The sequence below is a fragment of the Paraburkholderia sp. genome, assembly GCF_035501035.1.
Lineage (GTDB): Bacteria > Pseudomonadota > Gammaproteobacteria > Burkholderiales > Burkholderiaceae > Paraburkholderia.
The window spans coordinates 1-20,114 of record NZ_DATJWR010000468.1 but is presented as its reverse complement, the minus strand read 5'-3'; the positions used below and the strand labels follow the sequence as shown (position 1 = coordinate 20,114).

Annotated in this window: 14 protein-coding genes and 1 pseudogene; 13 read left to right on the top strand and 2 right to left on the bottom strand. The window is 67.0% G+C overall.

The genetic code is table 11. From position 1 onward, the window contains the following. Positions 1–2: 2 nt before the first annotated feature. The 8 genes from bcsZ (at position 3) to bcsR (ending at position 12,970) form a co-directional block, all read left to right on the top strand. On the top strand, positions 3–1,409 hold the full coding sequence (gene bcsZ, locus VMJ11_RS32550; protein ID WP_325625172.1) for a cellulose synthase complex periplasmic endoglucanase BcsZ: 1,407 nt from the start codon (positions 3–5) through the stop codon (positions 1,407–1,409). Further along, positions 1,379–5,473: a cellulose synthase subunit BcsC-related outer membrane protein gene (locus tag VMJ11_RS32545; RefSeq protein ID WP_325625170.1), complete on the top strand. Its 4,095-nt coding sequence runs from the start codon at positions 1,379–1,381 to the stop codon at positions 5,471–5,473. Before bcsZ ends, VMJ11_RS32545 begins: the two co-directional genes overlap by 31 nt. A 68-nt stretch (positions 5,474–5,541) precedes the next feature. Continuing rightward, positions 5,542–7,452: a cellulose biosynthesis protein BcsE gene (gene bcsE / locus VMJ11_RS32540; RefSeq protein ID WP_325625168.1), complete on the top strand. Its 1,911-nt coding sequence runs from the start codon at positions 5,542–5,544 to the stop codon at positions 7,450–7,452. Between the two features lie 55 nt (positions 7,453–7,507). Continuing rightward, the gene (locus VMJ11_RS32535) at positions 7,508–7,678 is read left to right on the top strand and encodes a hypothetical protein (protein ID WP_325625166.1); all 171 of its coding nucleotides are present in this window, start codon (positions 7,508–7,510) and stop codon (positions 7,676–7,678) included. Then, a complete protein-coding gene (bcsQ, locus tag VMJ11_RS32530; RefSeq protein ID WP_325625164.1) occupies positions 7,675–8,523 on the top strand; it encodes a cellulose biosynthesis protein BcsQ in 849 nt (282 codons plus the stop codon). Before VMJ11_RS32535 ends, bcsQ begins: the two co-directional genes overlap by 4 nt. Continuing rightward, positions 8,520–11,129, top strand: coding sequence for a UDP-forming cellulose synthase catalytic subunit (bcsA, locus tag VMJ11_RS32525; RefSeq protein ID WP_325625163.1), 2,610 nt, complete (start codon positions 8,520–8,522; stop codon positions 11,127–11,129). Before bcsQ ends, bcsA begins: the two co-directional genes overlap by 4 nt. A gap of 39 nt (positions 11,130–11,168) precedes the next feature. Further along, positions 11,169–12,755 carry a cellulose biosynthesis protein BcsG gene (bcsG, locus tag VMJ11_RS32520; protein ID WP_325625162.1) on the top strand — a complete coding sequence of 529 codons (1,587 nt, stop codon included), beginning with the start codon at positions 11,169–11,171 and terminating at the stop codon, positions 12,753–12,755. Then, the gene (bcsR, locus tag VMJ11_RS32515; RefSeq protein ID WP_325625160.1) at positions 12,755–12,970 is read left to right on the top strand and encodes a BcsR/BcsP family cellulose biosynthesis protein; all 216 of its coding nucleotides are present in this window, start codon (positions 12,755–12,757) and stop codon (positions 12,968–12,970) included. Before bcsG ends, bcsR begins: the two co-directional genes overlap by 1 nt. A 146-nt stretch (positions 12,971–13,116) precedes the next feature. Here the strand turns inward: bcsR and VMJ11_RS32510 are convergent, their stop codons facing one another. Further along, positions 13,117–13,362, bottom strand: coding sequence for a hypothetical protein (locus VMJ11_RS32510; protein WP_325625158.1), 246 nt, complete (start codon positions 13,360–13,362; stop codon positions 13,117–13,119). Then, positions 13,310–14,206 (bottom strand): hypothetical protein, encoded by an 897-nt coding sequence (locus tag VMJ11_RS32505; RefSeq protein ID WP_325625157.1) that lies wholly within the window; start codon positions 14,204–14,206, stop codon positions 13,310–13,312. Before VMJ11_RS32505 ends, VMJ11_RS32510 begins: the two co-directional genes overlap by 53 nt. A gap of 79 nt (positions 14,207–14,285) precedes the next feature. On the opposite strand from VMJ11_RS32505, the gene VMJ11_RS32500 reads away from it, so the two are divergent. The 5 genes and pseudogenes from VMJ11_RS32500 (at position 14,286) to VMJ11_RS34590 (ending at position 19,895) form a co-directional block, all read left to right on the top strand. After that, on the top strand, positions 14,286–14,627 hold the full coding sequence (locus tag VMJ11_RS32500) for an XRE family transcriptional regulator (protein WP_325625176.1): 342 nt from the start codon (positions 14,286–14,288) through the stop codon (positions 14,625–14,627). Positions 14,628–14,954: 327 nt separating this feature from the next. Continuing rightward, positions 14,955–15,320 (top strand): GFA family protein, encoded by a 366-nt coding sequence (locus VMJ11_RS32495; protein WP_325625155.1) that lies wholly within the window; start codon positions 14,955–14,957, stop codon positions 15,318–15,320. A 121-nt stretch (positions 15,321–15,441) separates the two neighbouring features. Continuing rightward, positions 15,442–16,032, top strand: a complete 591-nt coding sequence (locus VMJ11_RS32490) for a class I SAM-dependent methyltransferase (RefSeq protein WP_325625154.1) — start codon at positions 15,442–15,444, stop codon at positions 16,030–16,032. A gap of 414 nt (positions 16,033–16,446) precedes the next feature. Continuing rightward, positions 16,447–18,426 (top strand): RNA polymerase sigma factor RpoD, encoded by a 1,980-nt coding sequence (gene rpoD, locus VMJ11_RS32485; protein ID WP_325625152.1) that lies wholly within the window; start codon positions 16,447–16,449, stop codon positions 18,424–18,426. A 346-nt stretch (positions 18,427–18,772) separates the two neighbouring features. Continuing rightward, positions 18,773–19,895 (top strand): annotated as a pseudogene (locus VMJ11_RS34590) (IS3 family transposase). Positions 19,896–20,114 lie beyond the last annotated feature (219 nt).

Sequence of the window (20,114 nt, the reverse complement as noted above, 5' to 3'; positions counted from 1 at the left end):
CGATGCGCCCGGGCTTGCCCAAACTCGCGCCTCGCTTCGCGCGCTGGATCGCAGCCGGTGCGCTCGCTTGCGCGCCGATTGCGCCATTTGCACCGCTTGCACCACTTGCACCGCTGGCCCTGCTGATGCCGGCCGGTTCGGCGCACGCGGCCGCGCCCGGCGCCAAAGCCTCCGCCACGCAACCCGCCAGCCCCACAGGCGCGCCGGCCACAGCAGCGAAAACCACCGCCTGCGCGTGGCCCGCATGGAATGCGTTCCGCAGCAACCTGATGAGCGCAGATGGCCGCGTGATCGATGCGAGCACGCCGCGCCAGGTGACTGTATCGGAAGGGCAGTCCTATGCGCTCTTCTTCGCGCTGGTCGCGAACGACCGCGCGAGCTTCGAGAAGGTTCTCACGTGGACCGAGAACAATCTCGCGCAGGGTGACCTTGCCACCCATCTCCCCGCCTGGATCTGGGGTCGACTCGACATCGGTGAAGACGGCAAGCCGATCGCCGCTTCGGCTGCATCCGCTGCATCCGCCGTTTCGGCCTCATCAGCCGCTGCGGGCGCGGCCCCGGCGAGCGGCGCGCATGCCGGCGAGCCCCGTTGGGGCGTAATCGACAGCAACCCCGCCAGCGACGCCGACCTCTGGATCGCCTACACCCTGCTCGAAGCCGGGCGCCTGTGGAACGAACGCCGCTACACGGCGCTCGGCACGGTGATGGCCCGAAACATATTGCGCTACGAAACCGCCGTGCTGCCGGGCCTCGGGCGCACCGTGCTGCCAGGGCCCACGGGCTTCACGATCGGCAAGGACACCTGGCGGCTCAATCCGAGCTACGTACCGCTGCAGGTGATGCGCCGCTTCGCGCTCGCGCTGCCGCAAGCGAGCGAATGGAAGACGCTGCTCACGACTTCGGCGAAGCTCGTCAACGACACCGCGCCCAAGGGCTTCTCGCCCGACTGGGTGGAATACCACGCAAAAGGCGGCTTCGCACCCGATGAGCAAACGCACGCCGAGAGCGCTTACAACGCGATCCGCGTGTACCTGTGGGCGGGCATGCTCGCTCCCGACGACCCGCTGCGCGGCGGCACGCTCGCCACCTTCACGCCACTCGCGGACTTCGTCGGCGCACACGGCTTTCCGCCCGAGCGCGTCGATACGCGCACGGGCACGCCGGGGCCGAACGAGGGCAATGGCGGCTTCTCGGCGGCCGTAGCGCCCTATCTTGCCGCGCTCGGCCGCGCCGATCTCGCGAACGCCCAGGTCGAACGCAGCCGCACGCTCGCGCAAAAGTCGCCGCCTGGCTACTACAGCAGCGTGCTGATGCTGTTCGGCCTCGGCTATCGCGACGGTCTCTACCGTTTCGACGCGCAAGGCCGCGTCGCGCCAGCATGGACGAGCGCATGCCCTACGCCGCGCTGAACGCCCTCGCGCGCGCCAGGCGCGCCGCCCGTGGGCGCAGCGCGCGCCGTGAGGCGCGGCGGCGGGACACGCGCGCATTGCCGGGCAACGCCGCTGCCTGTGCGCCGCGACGCTCGTTGCCGAATCTCACGCCTCTTGTCGCGCTCCTGCTCGCGGCCTCGCCGTATCTCGCCTGCGCGCAGCAGGCCGGCGCGCAGCCCGCAGCAAACGCCGCCGCGCCAGCTGCCCAGGCCGCGCAGCTGCTCTCGGCGGCGCGCATGTGGGAGAGCAAGGACCGACCCGACATTGCACGCGGCCTCGTGCAGAAAGCGCTGCTGTTCGATCCGCAGCAGCCCGACGCGCTCGCGCTGCTCGGCGAAATCGAGCTGCGCTCGAACCGCCCCGCCGAAGCCGCGAAGATCCTCGCGCAGTTAAAGAAGCTGCATCCGGAAGCGAGCGCCACGAAAGAGCTCGACGACGCCTACCGCATCGCCACCAGCGGCAAGATGGAGATGGCGCAGATCCGCCTGCTCTCGAGCGCTGGCAAGAGCGACGAAGCCGCGGCGCGCCTGCTCAAGCTCTTTCCGAACGGCGCGCCCACTGGCGATCTCGCGCAAGACTATTACCGCATCCTCGCGGGCACGGCCGCGGGCCGCGCGCGCGCGATCAGCGAACTGCGCACGCGCGTGAAGCAGAACCCCAACGACCCGCGCCTCGCGCTGATCCTTGGCGATCTGCTCACCGACCGCGCGGACACGCGCATGGAAGGCCTCAACCTCATCTACCGCGTGTATCAGCGCCAGGACAGCAACCGCGCGCGCGCGCTCGAACTGTGGCGGCGCGCGCTCGGGAGCGCCGGGCGCGACGATCCCGCCTATTACGTCTGGTACCTGCGCTATCTGCAGGAAGTGCCCGACGACACCGACGCCCAGCAGACCGTCACCGAGCTCGGCAAGCGCCTCGGCGCCAAGGGCCAGGCGCAGGCGCTCGCCGAGGCGCAGAACCCGTCCGCCGTGATCACCGCGCCCCCGCGCGCGGCCGGTGCAGGCGCACAAGCGAGCACCGCGGCGCGGGCGCCCGCACGCCCGGGCCCCGGCGCCGCCGATCGCGCGCGCGGCCTCACACAGCTCGAGCGCGGCGATCTCAAGGATGCCGAAACCTCATTGCAAAGCGCCCAGCGCGCGAACCCCAACGACGGCGAGACGCTCGGCGCCCTCGGCCTCGTGCGGCTGCGCGAGGGCCGCCACGACGAAGCGAAGGCGCTCTTCACCCGTGCGCTCGTGCTCGACCCGGACAACGCCGGCAAGTGGCGCAGCCTCGAGAAAACGGCCGCCATCTGGGGCACCATCGCGAAGGCGCGCGAGGCGAATTCGCAAGGCAAGCCGCAAGACGCCGAAGCGCTCGCGCGCGAGGCGCTCAAGCTCGATCCGGGCAACACCGATGCCGCGGACATCCTCGGCAGCGCGCTCATCGCGCAGAAGAAGTGGCCCGAAGCCGAGGCCGTGCTGCGCCCGCTCGTCGACGCACCCAAGCCCGACATGGACGCGCTGCGCGGCCTCGTGACAGTGCTGCGCGAGACCCATCGCGAAGACGAGATCGCCCCGATCATCGCCGCGACGACGCCGCGCGTGAGCGGCTCGACGGCCGAGCTCAAGCGTCTGCACGCCGAACTGCTCGAGATCGAGGCCGACCAGCTGCTGGCCGACAACCGCAAGAGCCCGGCCATCGCGAAGCTCGAAGCGGCCGTGCGCCTCACGCCCGACGACGCGTGGACGCGCTACACGCTCGCGCGCCAGTACCGCGACCTGGGCCTGCCCGCCCTGGGCCGCGAGGTCATGGAAGACGGCGTGAAGGTCTCGCCCTCGCCCGACATGCGCTACGCCACGGCGCTCTATCTGAATTCCGTGGACGACATCGATGCGGCCGCCGCACAACTCGACGCCGTGCCGCCAGCCGAGCGCAGCGAAGGCATGCGCGAGCTGATGGGCAACCTCACTGCACAAAAGAAGCTCGTGCAGGCGCGCCAGCTCATCGCGCAGGGCAACGAAAACGAAGCGCGCGCGCTGCTCGATTCCGCCGCCGCCGACGCCAACGCGGCCAACGACCCGCAGATGCTCGCCTCGGTGGGTCGCGAGTGGATCGCGATCGGCGAGCCGGATCGCGGGCTCAAGCTCGTGCAGGACTGGCTCGACGCGCACCCCGACGACCCGGCTGCCAACGGCGCGCGCGTGCGTTACGGCGAGCTGCTGGCGGCGGCCAACCGCGACGACGCCTGGGCGAACTGGATCGACGCCACGCGAGACCAGCCCGGCCTCACCGACGAGCAGAAGGCCAATCTCGACGATCAGGAGCTGCGCCTCGCCGTGCGCGAGACCGACCGGCTCATCGAAGCGGGCGACCTGACGGGCGCGCGCCACACGCTCGACGCCGTGCCCGAGCGGCTGAAGTCGAACCGGCGCTGGCTGCTCGAAGAGGTCGACCTGCTCGACGCGAAGGGCGACTACAAGGGCGCCATCGCAGCGGCGCAGAAGGTGCTCGCGACGCAACCCGACGACGCCGATGCACGCCTCGCCGTTGCGCGTATGCTGGAGCGCATGGGCCACGACCGGGAGGCCGCCGACATGGTTCGCGCAGTGCTGGCCGACACCGCGGAAAACGACATCGACACGCGCCTCGCCGTCGCGCGGCGCTTCACCTCACTCGGGCTGAACGACGAGGCGTCGGCCGTCGTCGATCCGTTGCGCGAGCAGTACCCGGACAATCCGGACGTGACGATCCAGGCGGGCCGCGTCGCGCAGGCGAGCGGCAATTACAACGAGGCTGCGAGCCTCTACCGCACCTCGCGCGCGCAGGAGCAGGCCCAGGGCACACAGCCCGACGCCGACGGCACGACGTCGGCGGGGCGCGCGCTGCAAGGCCTCGAAGACCGCAAGCAGGGGCAGGTCGCGACCGCGTGGTATCAGTCGAACCTCTCGGGCGACCCCGGCATCTCGGAGCTGCACGCAACCGAAGTCCCGCTCTACGTCCGCATTCCCGATGGCTACACGGGTCACTATTTCTTCCACGCCGACACGGTCTACCTGAACGCCGGCACGCTGCCTGCCAACGAGCTCCAGAACGCGTACCAGTACGGCAAGATCGCCGCGCTCGGCAACGCCGGGCTCTCGCCGATCAACGAGACCGCCACCGGCGTCGCGCTCGCGGCGGGCTACGAGTTCAGCAGCGCGAACAACAGCTGGCGCGCCGACATCGGCAGCACGCCGGTGGGCTTCCCGATCACGAGCGTGCTGGGCGGCATTCAGTACCGGCACGACTTCCAGCATGCGTCGCTCTCGTTCGACGTCTCGCGTCGGCCCGTGACGGCGAGCCTGGTTTCCTATGCGGGCGGGCGCGACCCCGTCACCGGCGAACTGTGGGGCGGCGTGGTGCGCAACGGCTTCACCGTGCGCGGCGCGCAGGATTTCGGGCCCGGCACGGTGTTCACGAGCATCGGCTTCGGCTTCCTGACCGGCACCAACGTGCAGACCAACCAGGAGTTCAAGGTGCGCAGCGGCTACGACTGGTCGGTGTTCAAGCGGCCCGACCAGGCCGTGTCGAGCGGCCTCGTCTTCAATTACTGGCAGTACTCGAAAAATGAGCACTTCTACACGTTCGGCAACGGCGGCTATTACAGCCCGCAGAGCTATGTGTCGATCGGCATCCCGCTCGACTGGACCGGACGCTACAAGAAGCTTTCATGGGAGATCGACGGATCGGTGGGCGTGTCGTTCACCAACGAGAACGAGTCGCCGTACTTCCCCACGCGCGCCGGCCTGCAGTCCCAGGCACTCGCTTTCATGAGCGCCAACGGCCTCGGCTCGCCCTACTTCGGCGGCGGCTCGGGCGGCGGCTTCAGCTATACGGTCGAAGCGGCGCTCGAATATCGCGCGACGCCACACCTCGTGCTGGGCGGGCGCTTTTCGATCGACCGCTCGCGTGATTACGCGCCGAACGTGGGGGTGCTCTACCTGCGCTACTACTTCTCACCGCAGAAGGGCCCGGTGCCTTACCCGCCGCGGCCGGTCACGCCATACTCGGCCTACTGAGCGAGCCAGCGCATGAAGCGACCAAGCCGAACGCATTCCGCCATGAAACCCGCGACCCGAGCGATACGATGAACGATCCCGCCCGCGAATCTGGCCACCCCGCCGCCAGGCCCCCCGCGACTACGCCTGCCGCGCAGCCGGCTGCGGCCGTGCGTGACACGCGACGCTCGCTATTCTCGCGCCTCGCGCGCCGCGAGCCGCTCGCGATCGACGGCCTGCCGGCCTCGCTCGCCATGCTCGGCGCGGGCCAGGTGCACGTGGTGTACGCGGGCGCTTCGCCCGCGCGCGACGCGCTCTTCTGGCAAACGGCCGCCGCCGCGCTCGCGCACCCCGCAACCGTGCTCTCCACGCGCGACGCGGCGAGCCTCGCCGCCACGCTGCGAGATCATGGCGTCGACATCGACCGGCCCGGTTCGACGCACGCGTGGGCGAACGTATGTTCGCTGCGGCCGCTCGCCGACCGCGACGGCGTGCAGGTGCTCATCGAAGCGCTCAGCGCGCTCGCCGACCAGTGCGCGGCGCCCGAGAGCCAGTTCTTCATCGAGGGCGCAGAAGCGTTCTTCAACTGGCAGGACGCCGCCGCGCTCGCGGGCCAGGGCGCGCAGCTCGCGAGCTGGTGCGCGCAACATCGTTACGGTGTACTGATGGTGGCCGCGCCGCCCGGCGTCGGCGACGATCGGGAGCATCCCGAACTGGCCGCCTTCCAGGCGCGCTTCGCGGGTGCGGCGCAACTGCTCCAGGTGCAGGGCCAGTATCACTGGGAAGTGGCGTTCTGGCGCGCCGGCGACGCCGTGCACGGCAGCCAGACGCTGCCGCTGCGCTTTGCCGCCGCCGATCATCGGCTCACGGTCTCCGGCGGCACATTCGAAAGCGAGATCGGCGAGGCGGGCCTCCTCGCGCCCGACGAAGGCCGCGTGATCGTCTCGCGCGACGCCATGCTGCACGAGCGCGTGCTGCCGCCGGCGTGGCAGATCGTCGATGACAACGAGGCGGCCGTGGCGGCCGCGCGCACCTCGGTCGCGGCCACGGTCATCCTCGACTTCAGCGCGAACCGCGAGCTCGAAACGCTCGCGGAACAGGTGCACACGCTGCGCCTGCAATGCGGCGAGGCGCTCAAGATCATCGTGCGCGAGGACGCCGTGGCGATGCGCTACGAGTCGCTCATTCTCAACCTCGGCGCGAATCGGGTGATTGCGCGCCAGACGCCGCTCGCGCAGGTGGAGGCCATCGTTGAGAGCTTGCACGGGCAGGTGTACTCGCGGCCCATGCCGGCCGACTACCGCGCGGCGCTCGCCGCCGTGATGCACGGCGAGGAAACCGGCTACGTGGGCGCGGCGCGCTTCATCGAGCTCGTGCGCTCGGCGGTCGAGCGCAGCCGCGTGATCCAGCTGCCGAGCGTGCTGATCCGCCTTGCGCTGATGCCGGAAGTCGCGCACGTCGACGCGCTCACGGCCTGCCACCTGCGCCGCGCGGGCGACATCGTCACCGCGAGCGGCGACAGCCTCTACGTGTTCTTCTTCGCGTGCCGCCTGAGCGACGCCGACGCCGTTTGCCAGCGCGTGTTCCAGCGCCCGCTCGCGGAGCTGTTCCAGGGCGAGGAGCGCTACGGCGACGGCCGCGCGATCACTGACACGCTCGACATACTCGCCGAGGAAATCGAAACCACGCCGCCGCCCGATTATTCAGGCTGGCTTGCGCTCAACGCAGCGCAGCCGGCCGCGGCCATCGCGGTGCTGCCTGGCGGCCAAGCCGTGCCGCCTGCGGCCACTCCCGAGGTTGTGCCGCTCGCGCCGGGCGTGCCGGGCGTGCCGGGCGTGCCGGTAGTGCCGGGCGTAGTCATGCCGCCGGAAAGCGCGGAACCAGCCGCCGCGGCGCCCATGAACGGCTCGCTGCTGCCGGCGCTCGACACCGCGGCGCGCAACGACAAGGCGAAGCCGCGCGCCGTGCCGCAGCGCGCGCCGTTGCCGCTCAAAGCATAGGAAAGCGAAATGAACGTCTTCCTCGGTTACCTTCCTCGGTTACTTCGTCTGGGGCTTGATTCTCGCCGTACCGCTCTACTGGATAGGCTGGCGCCTGCGGCTCGGGCGCTTCGTGCCCGTCTGGCTGCGCCCGGTGCGCTCGCGTCCACTCCAGTTGCCGCCGCAACTCGACGCGCTGCTGATTCGCGGCCAGCGCCGCTTCGGCGAAACGAGGTGGCGCCGATGAGAACCATCGCCATCGTTTCCGCCGTGGGCGGCGCGGGACGCACGACCCTCACGGCCGCGCTCGCCGGGCTGCTGGTGGCGCGCGAGCATGTGGCGCTCGCCGTGGAATGCGACCCGCGCAACGTGCTTGCGATGCATTTCGGGCTGCGCGAGAGCGCGCGCGAAGGGCTCGTCACGCATCTGGCGGGCAGCCCGGGCGCCAACAACGCCTGGTCGCGCGCCGCGCTGCAAAGCGACGACGGCGTGCTCGTGCTCCCATGGGGCAGCCTCGCGGCCGGCGCCGTATCCGCACCGCCAGGCGCCCCCGATGACGACGCCAGCACCCAGCTCGACGCACGCCCCGGCTGGCTGCGCGAGCTGCTTGCCCGTGTGGACCTGCCGCCGCATGCGATCGCGCTCATCGACGCGGGCACGTGGCCCTCAGCGCACGCGCGCCAGGCGATCGACGCCGCCGACCTCGTGCTAGGGCTTCTGACGCCCTGCGCCACCGCGTGCGCGACGCTGCCGCGCTTTATCGCCACGCTCGCGGGTGCGCGCAAGCCCAGCGTGTTCGTCGCCAACGCCGTCTTACCCGCGCGCCAACTGCACATGGACGTGATCGCGCTGCTGCGTGCGCGCCTTGGCTCTGCCATGCTGCCCTACCTCGTGCACGCGGATACCGGCGTCCCCGCCGCGCTCGCCGCCGGCGAGAACTTCTGCCTGAGCGAGCCGAGCTCGCAGGCCGCGCACGATCTCAACGGCATCGCCTCCTGGATCTCGCACTGGAGCGCCAGCGCGAGCCCCAAAGCAGTCGAAGCACCCGACGCCCCCCTCGCGCCACACCCCGCACGCGGAGGCACGCCATGATTCGCGAGCGGCCAATTGCGATCTGGAAAGGGCTATGGGCCGCGTTCTGGGCGTCGCTGCGCCGCCTGAGCGCGCCCGAGCTCAACCTCGCGCCCGACGCGCCTCGCGGCCAGTGGCTGCTGCGCGCCTTCTTCCGGCCGCCGCGCCCCGGCCAGCGCGACGTGCCCGCGCTGGCTTTCACGTGGCTCGGCAACGACATTGGCCGGCGCCTGAACATGGGACGCGACCGCAGCGCGAGCGCGTGGCTGCTGCGACTCTTCCTGCGTCCGCGCCGTGCGCGCCAGCGTTTGGCCGCCGACCTGCGCAAGCTGCACAAGGCGCCGCAAGGGCACCATCGATTTTTCCTGCGGGCGTGGCTCGACCGACGGCTCGCACCCGTCTATCGCCGCCTGTCGAACGCGAGCGCGGCAGTCGGCCGGCATCTGCCCGCTGTGCCATGGGACGGCATCGAAAAGCGCCTCGAACGTCTCTCCGAGGCGCTCGACCGTGTGCCCTTCCTGCGTCAATGCCTGCTGTGGGGCGCCTTTGTCGCGGCCGTCGCCGTATGCACGACGCCGCTGCCGTTCGACGGGCAGGTGCTGCTATTCCTGCTCGTCTACGTCGTGGTGATGATCGCGCGGCGCCTGCCGGGCCGGCTTGCCACGATGCTGATGGTGATGCTCTCGATCCTCATGACAGGCCGCTACGTCTGGTGGCGCACCACGCAAACGCTGCATCTCGCGAGCGCCACCGAGGCCGTGGTGGGCTACATCCTCTACGCGGCCGAACTCTATACGTGGATCGTGCTGTTCTTCGGCTACGTGCAGACCGCCTGGCCGCTGCGCCGCAAGCCTCAGCCGCTGCCCGAGGATCCGGCCGACTGGCCGACCGTCGACATCTATATCCCCACCTACAACGAGTCGCTTTCGGTGGTGCGGCCCACCGTGTTCGCGGCGAGCTCGATCGACTGGCCGCGCGACAAGCTGCGCGTCTACATTCTCGACGACGGCGACCGCGACGAATTCCGCGACTTCGCACGCGAGGCCGGCGTAGGCTACCTGCGCCGCGACGAGCACACGCATGCGAAAGCCGGCAACATCAATCATGCGCTGCCGCTCACTCAGGGCGAGTACGTCACGATCTTCGACTGCGACCACATTCCCACGCGCTCCTTCCTGCAGACGACCATCGGCGTCTTTCTCGCCGATCCGAAATGCGCGATGGTGCAAACGCCGCACCACTTCTTCTCGCCCGACCCGTTCGAGCGCAACTTCGACACGTTCCACCGCGTGCCCAACGAGGGCAGCCTCTTCTACGGTCTGATCCAGGACGGCAACGACTTCTGGGACGCCACGTTCTTCTGCGGCTCGTGCGCGATCATCAAGCGCTCGGCGCTCGAACACATCGGCGGGATCGCGACCGAAACCGTCACCGAGGACGCGCACACCTCGCTGCGGCTGCACCGCAACGGCTACACCTCGGCGTATCTGCGCACCGTGCAGGCCGCGGGACTCGCCACCGACAGCCTCGCCGACCACATCGGCCAGCGCATCCGCTGGGCGCGCGGCATGACGCAGATCTTCCGCGTCGACAATCCGTGGCTCGGCAAGGGGCTCTCGTTCTTCCAGCGCATGTGCTACAGCAACGCCATGCTGCACTTCTTCTATGGCTTCCCGCGCCTCATCTTTCTCGTGATGCCGGGCGCCTACCTGTATTTCGGTCTGCACGTCATCAATACGCCCGCGCCCGTGATCCTCGCGTATGTGGTGCCCTACCTCATCATTTCCGCGATCGCCAACTCGCGCATCCAGGGGCGCTACCGCCACTCGTTCTGGGCCGAGGCCTACGAGTCCGTGCTCGCGTGGTACATCGTGTTGCCCACGACCATCGCCTTCATCAACCCGAAGCTCGGCAAGTTCAACGTGACCTCGAAGGGCGGCCACATCGAGCACGAGTATCTCGACTGGGCCATCTCGAAGCCCTATCTCGTGCTGCTCGCCATCAACGCGTTCGCCGTGCTTGCCGGCATCGGCCGTCTCACGATCTGGTCGACCGACGAGCCCGCCACCGTGTTCATGAACCTCTTCTGGGCCGGCGTGAATCTCATGGTGCTCGGCCTCGCGCTCGGCGTGGCCAAGGAAGCGAAGCAGGTGCGCGTCGCGCACCGCATTCCGCTGCGCGTGCCCGCCATGCTCACGCTGCCCGACGGGCGCACGCTCGCCTGCAAGACCGAGAACTATTCGATGGGCGGCCTCGGCCTGCTGCTGCCCGCGCACCCGGGGGCACAGAAACTCAAGCCCGGCGAGCGCATCAACGTGTGCCTCTCGCGCGGCGCACTGGAGCACGATTTCCCGGCCGTGGTCGCACGCCTCGCCGACAGGCATCTGGGCGTGCGCTTCGTCGGCATGACGACGGAGATGGAGCGCAAGCTCGTGGAATGCACGTTCGGCCGCGCCGATGCCTGGCTCGAATGGGAGGATGTCCCTCCCACCGACGCGCCCCTGCATGGCCTCATCCAGCTGATCGAGCTGAGCTGGCAGGGCTACATGCGCCTGATCGATGCCTTCTTCGACGCGATCGAGAATCTGTTCACGCGACGCCGGGCCGGCCAGGCCCGTCAGCCCTGAAAACCGGAACTGCCGCCACACCCTGGAACACGAACCATCATGGGTCTCTGGAACCTCTACTTCCTTGCCAAGCTGTACCTCTACTCGGCCGGCACACTCAAGCCGGAATGGTGGATGAACTTCGCCTTCGTGATCCTGTTGCTTGTGCCGCTGCGCGAGCAGTGGCTGCGGATCGCGCGCGACGTGATTGCCGTAGTCGCGGGCATCGCCATCGCGTACCACGAATCGAGCATGCCGGACATCGGGCGCGCAATCTCGCAGATACCGGTGCTTTTCACCTTCACGCCCGCGTACATGTTCGAGCTCACACGCCGCGTGATCTCGCTTTCGATGATCGTCGCCGCAGTGCTCGCGGTGCTGCTCTACTTTGTCCTGAACCGCTGGGTACGCGTGACGACGTTCGTGCTGATCGCGCTCGTCGTGACGCCGATCTGGCAGAGCGTGGGCGCGTTCGTCGCGAACGCCACCGCCAACGCTTCGCTCGCCAGCAATGGCGACGAGGACGGCGGCACGGGCAAGAAGCGCGACGAGCAATCGGGCAGCTTCGACCAGCAGCTCGCGGCGTTTCGCGCCAACGAGGAAGGGCGCCGCGTGAACTTCACGCCGCTCACGACCGATGCGAACGCGCAGTTCGACATCATCGTGGTCCACATCTGCTCGCTCTCGTGGGACGACCTCGACGTCGTGAAGGCGCGTGACAATCCGCTCTTTTCGCGCTTCGACTACATCTTCCAGAACTTCAGCTCCGCCGCGAGCTATAGCGGACCGGCCGCGATCCGCGTGCTGCGCGCGGCCTGCGGGCAGCAGCCGCACAAGGCGCTCTACGACCCCGCGCCGCCCGAGTGCCATCTGTTCGCGCAGCTCGCACAGGCCGGCTACACGCCGCAGGCGCTGCTCAACCACAACGGCCGCTTCGACGACTTCCGGGGCACCGTGATCAGGGAAATCGGCGTGCCGGGCGTGACGATTCCGTCGAACGATGGTCTGCCTGTGGCGATGAAGGAGTTCGACGGCTCGCCGCTCGTCGGCGACTACGACGTGCTCGCGCGCTGGTACAAGCAGCGCCTCGCCGCGGGCGGCGGTCCGGTCGCGCTGTACTACAACACGGTCTCGATGCACGATGGCAACCGTCTGCCCGGCGCAAACGCGAATCTCACGAGCTTGCAGTCGTATCCGATCCGTCTGCAGATGCTGCTAGGCGACATCGACAGGCTGATCGACCTCGTCGCGCAATCGGGCCGCAAGGCTGTGATCGTCTTCGTGCCCGAGCACGGCGCAGCGCTGCGCGGCGAAGAAAACCAGATTGCCGGCATGCGCGAGATTCCGACGCCGAACATCATCCACGTGCCGGTGGGCGTGAAAGTTGTCGGCCTGCCGGCCGGCAGCGAGCGCACCGGCGGCGTGACGACGATCGACGCGCCAACGAGCTTTCTCGCACTTGCGCAACTGCTTGCGAATCTCGTTGGCAACAGCCCGTTCGCCACGGGCGCGCCGCCGCTCGCGCAATACGCGAGCAACCTGCCGCAAACCCGCATGGTGGGCGAGAACGAAGGCACCGTCACGATGACGACGCCAACCGGCTACGTGATCCATACGCCGGACGGCGTGTGGGTGGAGGGCAAGTAATGGCGATACGTTTGTGGGGTTCAGGGCGACGGGCGCGCGGCGCTCCCGCGCTGCCGAGCGATATCGACGCGCTCGCGCGGCTCGTTGAGGGCGTCGATCGCGACCGCTATCTCGACGTCCAGGCCGAAGACGCGTGGCTAGCGGCCGCGAAGCGCTGGCCGCTGGTCGCGGCCGTGCTGGATCTGCGAGTCGAGGACGGGCAGGCGCCCGATTGAGCGGGGATCTGGCTTCGCTTCAGGCGCGCAGCGCGATCACGCAGCGCTCGAGCGGCATGCAGGTGAGCACGCGGCCGGTGGGCGCGATATAGCGCTGTTCAAGCACCGCGGGCCCGTGCCGCTGCGCGGGTCATCGCGCCAGATTCTCAGTGATCCTTATGATCCTTGCCGGCACGCGAGCGCATGCCGGTGACGGAGTCGAACAGTGCCTGGGCGCTCGCCAGCTCATCGAGCGCGTGGTCGAGCCGCGATTGCGCGGCGCCATGAGTGAACGACGAGGCGATGTCGTCGGCCTCGGCGCGCAGCGCGCGAAATGCGCGGTCGACGTTGCGGCTAGCCTCAAAAAAGCGTTGCGCGGCCTCGGCCTCTTGTGAACGGGTGTTGATCGCCATGGAAGAGTTCCATCGTGAGCTGGGTCCAGTCTCCCGCCCGGGAGACGTGGCGCGTGCGGACGCCGCCATGCCGTGAAGACGCGGTGTGCTCGGCCGGCGGCACGTCGAAGAGATCGCGCGTGTAGCCGCGCGCCTGCTGCGCGCATGCCTGGCTGCGCACGCGCTTCGTGAGATCTGCATAGGTGTCGAAGTCGCCCATGCGCGACGCCTCGTGAATGGCGGCGAGATCGCGCGCCTTGACGGGCGCGGGCTGCGTGAGTCGCACGAAATACGGCGCCTCGAGCTCCGCCGTGAACACGAGCGGATGACTCTTGCCGCTCGCCTGGGCGGCCCGCTCGACGCAATCGACCACCACCGTGCCCTGCGAAGGGCTTGGCGGCTTCGCCGTGCTCACGCTGCGCAAACGCTCCGGATACACGCGCAACGAGCTGCCTACGCTGAGCTCTGCAGGCGAAACGCACACGAGCGCGTAGTGATGCTCGCGCGGGGCGCCGGACGGCAGCGTGGCGCTACTCGTGACGAACACGTGCGGCGGAAGCTGGCGCACCTGGCCGCTCGCGTCGATCCACGCATTCCAGACAACCACCTCCGCACGCTTGCCGCGTTTGTCCTGCGCGACGCGCGGGCGGCTTGCCGCCGGCGAGAACAGCGCGAGGAGCGAGCCGGTACGCAATGCGGCCACCTGCGCGCTGCTGCCGAGCGACTGGCCGATGCCCCACAGGAACCGCCCACCGCCCAGCCGGCGCTCCCACTCCTTGCGCAGGATCAGCGTGGGGAGATCAACGCCGGCCTCTGGCCCGATGCGGGACCAGCAAAACGTGGGCGGTAGGTGCTTGAGTGCCATCGACTTCCTCGGAATGCAGCGGCCCGCCGATTTCGGCAGGCAATTCAATAACCGTTACTGTATAGGTATAATGCATGACATGGAAGCCCCAGACACTTATTTTCCCGTGCAGGAACTGCTGCGCCGGCTATCGGCCGACACGCGCTCGGCCAGTGAAATTGCGCGGCTTTCCGGGGTTAGCCAACCCACTGTGTCGCGTCTTCGCATGTCGAACGGGCGAAGAGTGCGCCGAAGCGCGTCATTCAATAAGCTATGCAGTTTCTATGGCATGCAGGCGCCGCATGCCAGCCGGCATGCGGCCGCTTATAACGAATTGCTGCGCAACGCGATCGTCGAAGCGTGGGACGGCTCGGAAGAGCACGGCCGCGCGCTGCTCGTCGTCATCAAGGGATTGAAGGAACTGAGGGAAAGGCCCGGATAGGCTAGCGGGACGATGCACCTCGAACGCGGCGTAACAGGTAACCGTCTATGGGGAATTTGCCGCCCAATCAGGCATTGCCGGGGCGTGGCGAACCGCGCAGAGGCTGTTGCACGCAGCCGAATCCCCATATGCGGTGACCTTTGCATTTTTCTGCGCCGCGCGGAGCTGATACGTAGGATGATGCTGCTCAAGCGAGCGCCTCACTCTCCCACACAGTGCGTGCGCGTCGCAAAGTTTCACATTGGCCCACCTCTGCACTTGCGCCCGTCATGTCCGCCGACACCTCTCCCGATTCCAGCGCCACGCTGCGCGGTCAATGCCTGTGCGGTGCGGTATGCCGTCACGGATGCGTTCCGTTATGCATTCAACTGCCACTGCTCGCAGTGCCGCCGCGCGACCGGCTCCGCGTTCAAGCCGTTCGCGGGTATCGAAAGAAAGGCGTTGCGCCTCACGCAGGGCGGCGGGCAGGCGATGATCTACGGCGATCCGCAGGCCGCCCACGACGTCCATTGCGGGCTGTGCGGCTCGCTGCTCTTTTCGGTGGTGCGTGAAGGCGCATATGTCCACGTGACGTTCGGCACGCTGCTGGACCCACCGGCCATCCGGCCCGCAGCGCATATCTTCGTCGGCTCGAAGGCGCCGTGGTTCGAGATCGCCGACGCGCTGCCGCAGTACGACGAATTCCCGCCATGACGGCGCCAGCCGCGGGTGGGAGCGTCCATACCTGTATCGCCGCACCACTGCCTGCCGCCGAGCCAATCGGTTAGTCTTGAAGCCGCCCTTTCCTCTTGCCCGCGAGGACGTCGAGCCCCACATGGACCGCGCTACGATCGAGACCTACACGAGCGGCGCCGCAAGCTACGCAGCCGAATGGGCAAAGCAGCCTGCGCCCGACGACCTCTATGCCCACCTCACGCAATATTTCCGGCCGCATGGGCAAACAGTCGACATCGGTTGCGGGTCGGGTCGCGACGTCGCGTGGCTGAATGCCCACGGTTATCCGACTGGCGGCTATGACGCTTCGGAGGGTCTGATCGCACAGGCCGCCTGCCAATACCCGGACTACACCTTCGGCCTCGCTGCATTGCCCGAACTCGGGGGCGTACCTCGTGGGAGCTTCGACAACGTCCTTTGCGAAACCGTGGTCATGCATTTGCCCGTCGCGCAAATCGGGCCAGCGTGCCGTCGCCTCGTCGAACTGCTCAAGCCGAAGGGCGTGCTCTATCTGAGCTGGCGCGTGACCGAAGGCAGCAGCGCGCGCGACGTGGCAGGACGGCTTTATAGCGCCTTCGCTCCCTCGCTGGCGGTCGATGCGCTGGAAGGCACGACAATCGCGCTGCGGGAGGACGCCGTCAACCAGTCGTCGGGTAAGCGCGTTCAACGTATTGTTGCGATTCGCTCATGAGCGTTGGCATGAGCGGGGAGCGAAGGACGCGCGATCGGATAAAGGGGAACGATAAGCGCGCCCGCGGTCTGACGAGGGGCATTGTGCGAACTATTCGTGCGGGAAAAGGTCTAAGCCACCACGTAGAAAGCGCGCGAACCGTCGCGTTAACACGCGATTCGACCCTGAAGGCGGTCAATGTGCCGCAAACACGACGATTCGGGTTGCCTCGCATGCCGTAACGCACTACCATACGCGGTCTTTCTGCATTGCACGAAAATCCAGGCCGCCACGCTTTTGTGCGTTTGGCGCTCGCTTGGCGGGACCGGCATGCGCCCCGCCCACCCCCCTGCAATTTCGTCATCGCCAGGACGCCACGCCGCTGGCGCGTGAACTTTTTTGCCCTTGTCGGGCTATCCCCTCGAGGAGAATGTATTGACAAGCCATGACCGGGACGACGCGCTGACTTCGTCTGCCCGCCCCGCACGCCGCTCGTCGAAAGACAAGACCGGCGATACGACTCCAATGGACGCAAGCTCGCAGCTCGAAAAGCGCCAGCACCAGATGCGGGCGCTCATCAAGCTTGGCCGTGAACGTGGTTATCTGACCCACGCGGACATCAACGACCATCTGCCCGACAACTTCGCGCAGACGGCCGCGCTCGAAACGATCGTCGCCACGTTCAACGACATGGGCGTGCAGGTCTACGAGCAGGCGCCCGACGCCGACACGCTGCTCCTGAACGACGAAGCCCGTGCCGACCAGCAGGCCGACGACGAAGCCGACGAGGAAGTCGAAGTCGCGCTCTCGACGGTCGACTCCGAGTTCGGCCGCACCACCGACCCTGTGCGCATGTACATGCGCGAAATGGGCTCGAGCGAGCTGCTCACGCGCGCTGGCGAAATCGAAGTGGCCAAGCGCATCGAAGACGGCCTCCAGGAAATGATCCAGGCGATCGCGGCATGCCCGTCGATCGTCGCGACGATCCTGGCAGACGCCGACCGCGTGGCGGCTGACGAAATGCGCATCGACGAGCTCGTCGACGGCATCGGCAGCGACGAAGCCGCGCAGGAGCCGGCCATGGCCGACGCAGACGCGGACGAAGAGCTCGAAGCCCAAGCCTCGGACGTCGAAAGCTCGGACGACGCCGATGAAGACGATGACGACAGCGGCGACAACAGCAAGGCCAACGAAGCCCTGCTTGCGCAGTTGAAGGCGGACAGCCTCGCGATCTTCGCGCGCGTTCGCGAGCTGTTCGAACAGATGGCCTGCACGACGGACGCCAATGCGCGTGCCTCGGCTGCAGAAATGAAGATCTGCGCCGACATCCAGACCGAGCTCGCGCCGATCCGCTTCACGGCCCGCACGATCGACCGCCTGTGCACGCTGCTGCACGAGCAGGTCACGCAGATTCGCGCGATCGAGCGCAATGTGCTGCAGATCGTCGTCGATCGCTGCGGCATGCCGCGCGAAGCCTTCGTGGAGCAGTTCCCGGGCAACGAAACCGACCTCGACTGGGGCGTGCGCGCCGCAGCCGCGTCGAGCAAGTATGGTCCCTCCATCGAGCGCAGCCTGCCGGCCATCCAGGCCGAGCAGCGCAAGCTCGCCGAGATCGAAGCGGCCGCGTCGCTGTCGCTTCAGCAGATCAAGGCGATCAACCGCCGCATGACCGTCGCCGAGTCGAAGATGCGTCAGGCGAAGGGCGAGATGGTCAAGGCGAACCTGCGTCTCGTGATCTCGATCGCGAAGAAGTACGTGAACCGTGGCATGCAGTTCCTCGACCTCATCCAGGAAGGCAACATCGGCCTGATGAAGGCGGTGGACAAGTTCGAATATCGCCGTGGCTGGAAGTTCTCGACGTATGCGACGTGGTGGGTGCGTCAGGCCGTGACGCGTGCGCTGGCCGATCAGGCGCGCACGATCCGCGTGCCGGTGCACATGATCGAAACGATCAACAAGCTCAACCGCATCTCGCGCGAGATCCTGCAACAAACAGGCATGGAAGCGCATCCGGCGGATCTCGCCGCGCGCATGGGCATGACCGAAGAGAAGGTGCGCGGCATCCTCAAGATCGCCAAGCAGCCGGTCTCGCTCGAAAGCCCGGTGGGCGACGACGGCGACGCAACGCTCGGTGACATGATCGAGGATGCAGGCTCGGCCTCTCCGGCGGACGCCGCCATCCACGCGAACATGCGCGCTGCGATCGACGAGGCGCTCAAGGCGCTCTCGCCGCGCGAGGCGAAGGTGCTGCGCATGCGATATGGCATCGACACGACTTCGGACCACACGCTCGAAGAAGTGGGCAAGCAGTTCGACGTGACGCGCGAGCGTATTCGCCAGATCGAAAGCAAGGCGATGCGCAAGCTGATGCACCCCAGCCGCGCGGACAAGCTGCGGCCGTTCCTGGAGCGCTAAAGCGGTTTCAGTTGCGCTTTGCGTAACCGGGATATGAAAAAGCCCGTCACTTCAGTGACGGGCTTTTTGTTTTTCCGTTTGGGAAATGATTGGTAAATGCCTTTGGCATTCTCCGAGTAGCGCATTATCGCTCGACGATGATTTCGGCTGGAAATCCGGCGCAGCATGCTTTTGCAGTTGGCAAAACGACGAGGGCACGCAACTCGACACATATGTGTGCGCAACACTGGCTGGTTGCGTGCTTTGCTTCTGCCTGTTGTCGACTTGACCCTGGCCCACAAAACCGTTCCGTTTGAAACGGGAAAATTCCGGCATGATGTTGATACCCTGACCAGGAGGTCATGCCGTGAAGAAGAGCAGATACACCCACGAGCAGATTGCCTACGCATTGAAGCAGGCCGAGCTGGGCACACCGGTCGCAGAGGTATGCCGCAAGATGGGCATCAGCGACCTTCTATAACTGGCGCACGAAATATGGTGGCCTGTCGCCTTCCGAACTGCGGCGGATGAAGCAGCTCGAAGAAGAGAATGCGAATCTCAAGCGGCTCGTTGCGGACCTGTCGCTGGATAAGGCCACGTTGCAGGATGTGCTCTCAAAAAAGCTTTGAAGCCTTCCCGGTGCCGTGAGCTGGTCACGGACTTGATGCAGCGTTTCGGCGCAAGCCAGAGGCAGACCTGTGCGCTGTTGAAGCTCTCCCGCACGGTCTACCGTTACAGGTCGGTTGCGCGGGACCAGAGCGCGCTAGAGATGCGCATCAAGGAAATTACGGAGGTGCGGGTACATTGCGGCGCACCACGCGTGTACGTGATGCTCCGCCGGGAAGGCTGGAGAGACAACCACAAGAGGGTGGAACGTGTTTATCGCGAACTCGGGCTGTCGTTGGGTCAAAAACGGCCACGACGCAACACGTCGGCGCGGCGCAGGCAGCCCAGGCAGATGGTCAGCGCGATTAACTAAATCTGGAGCATGGATTTCGTTGCGGACAACCTGTTCGACGGCCGGCTGCGCACGCTCACGATCGTCGACAACTACACGCGGGAATGCCTGGCGATCGAAGTTGATGGATCGCTGCGAGGCGAGCATGCCGTGGCCGCACTGACCCGGCTTGCACAAAGCCGCCCACTTCCGCGCTACATCAAGACAGACAATGGAAGCGAATTCATTTCGAAGGCGACTGGACAAATGGGCGTATGAAAACGGCGTCGAGATTGACTTCTCACGTCCAGGCAAACCGACCGACAACGCAAAGAACGAATCCTTCAACGGGCGTTTCCGGGAAGAGTGCCTCAACCCGCATTGGTTCTTGTCACTGGCGGACGCCAGACGCAAAATCGAGGTGTGGCGCGAGTACTATAACGAGGCACGCCCCCACTCTGCATTGCAGTGGATGACGCCGGCGGAATTCGCCCGCCGGTGGGCATTCCGGCCCGATGCGGCCCACTCCGAAGAGCCGGAAATTTCCAGCTGAAACCGGGACGGAATTTCGGCCAGGGTCAACCGGCGGGCCTACTAACTTACGAATGGTGCACTCGGCGGGGAAAGGTCAGTTTCGTACTGCGTACGATGTAGGGACAGCGCCCAAACGCCAGAACCCCGGCTCTCTTACGGAGAAACCGGGGTTCTGGACATCACAGCATGAGGAGCCTGACGATTACCTACTTTCACACGGGCAATCCGCACTATCATC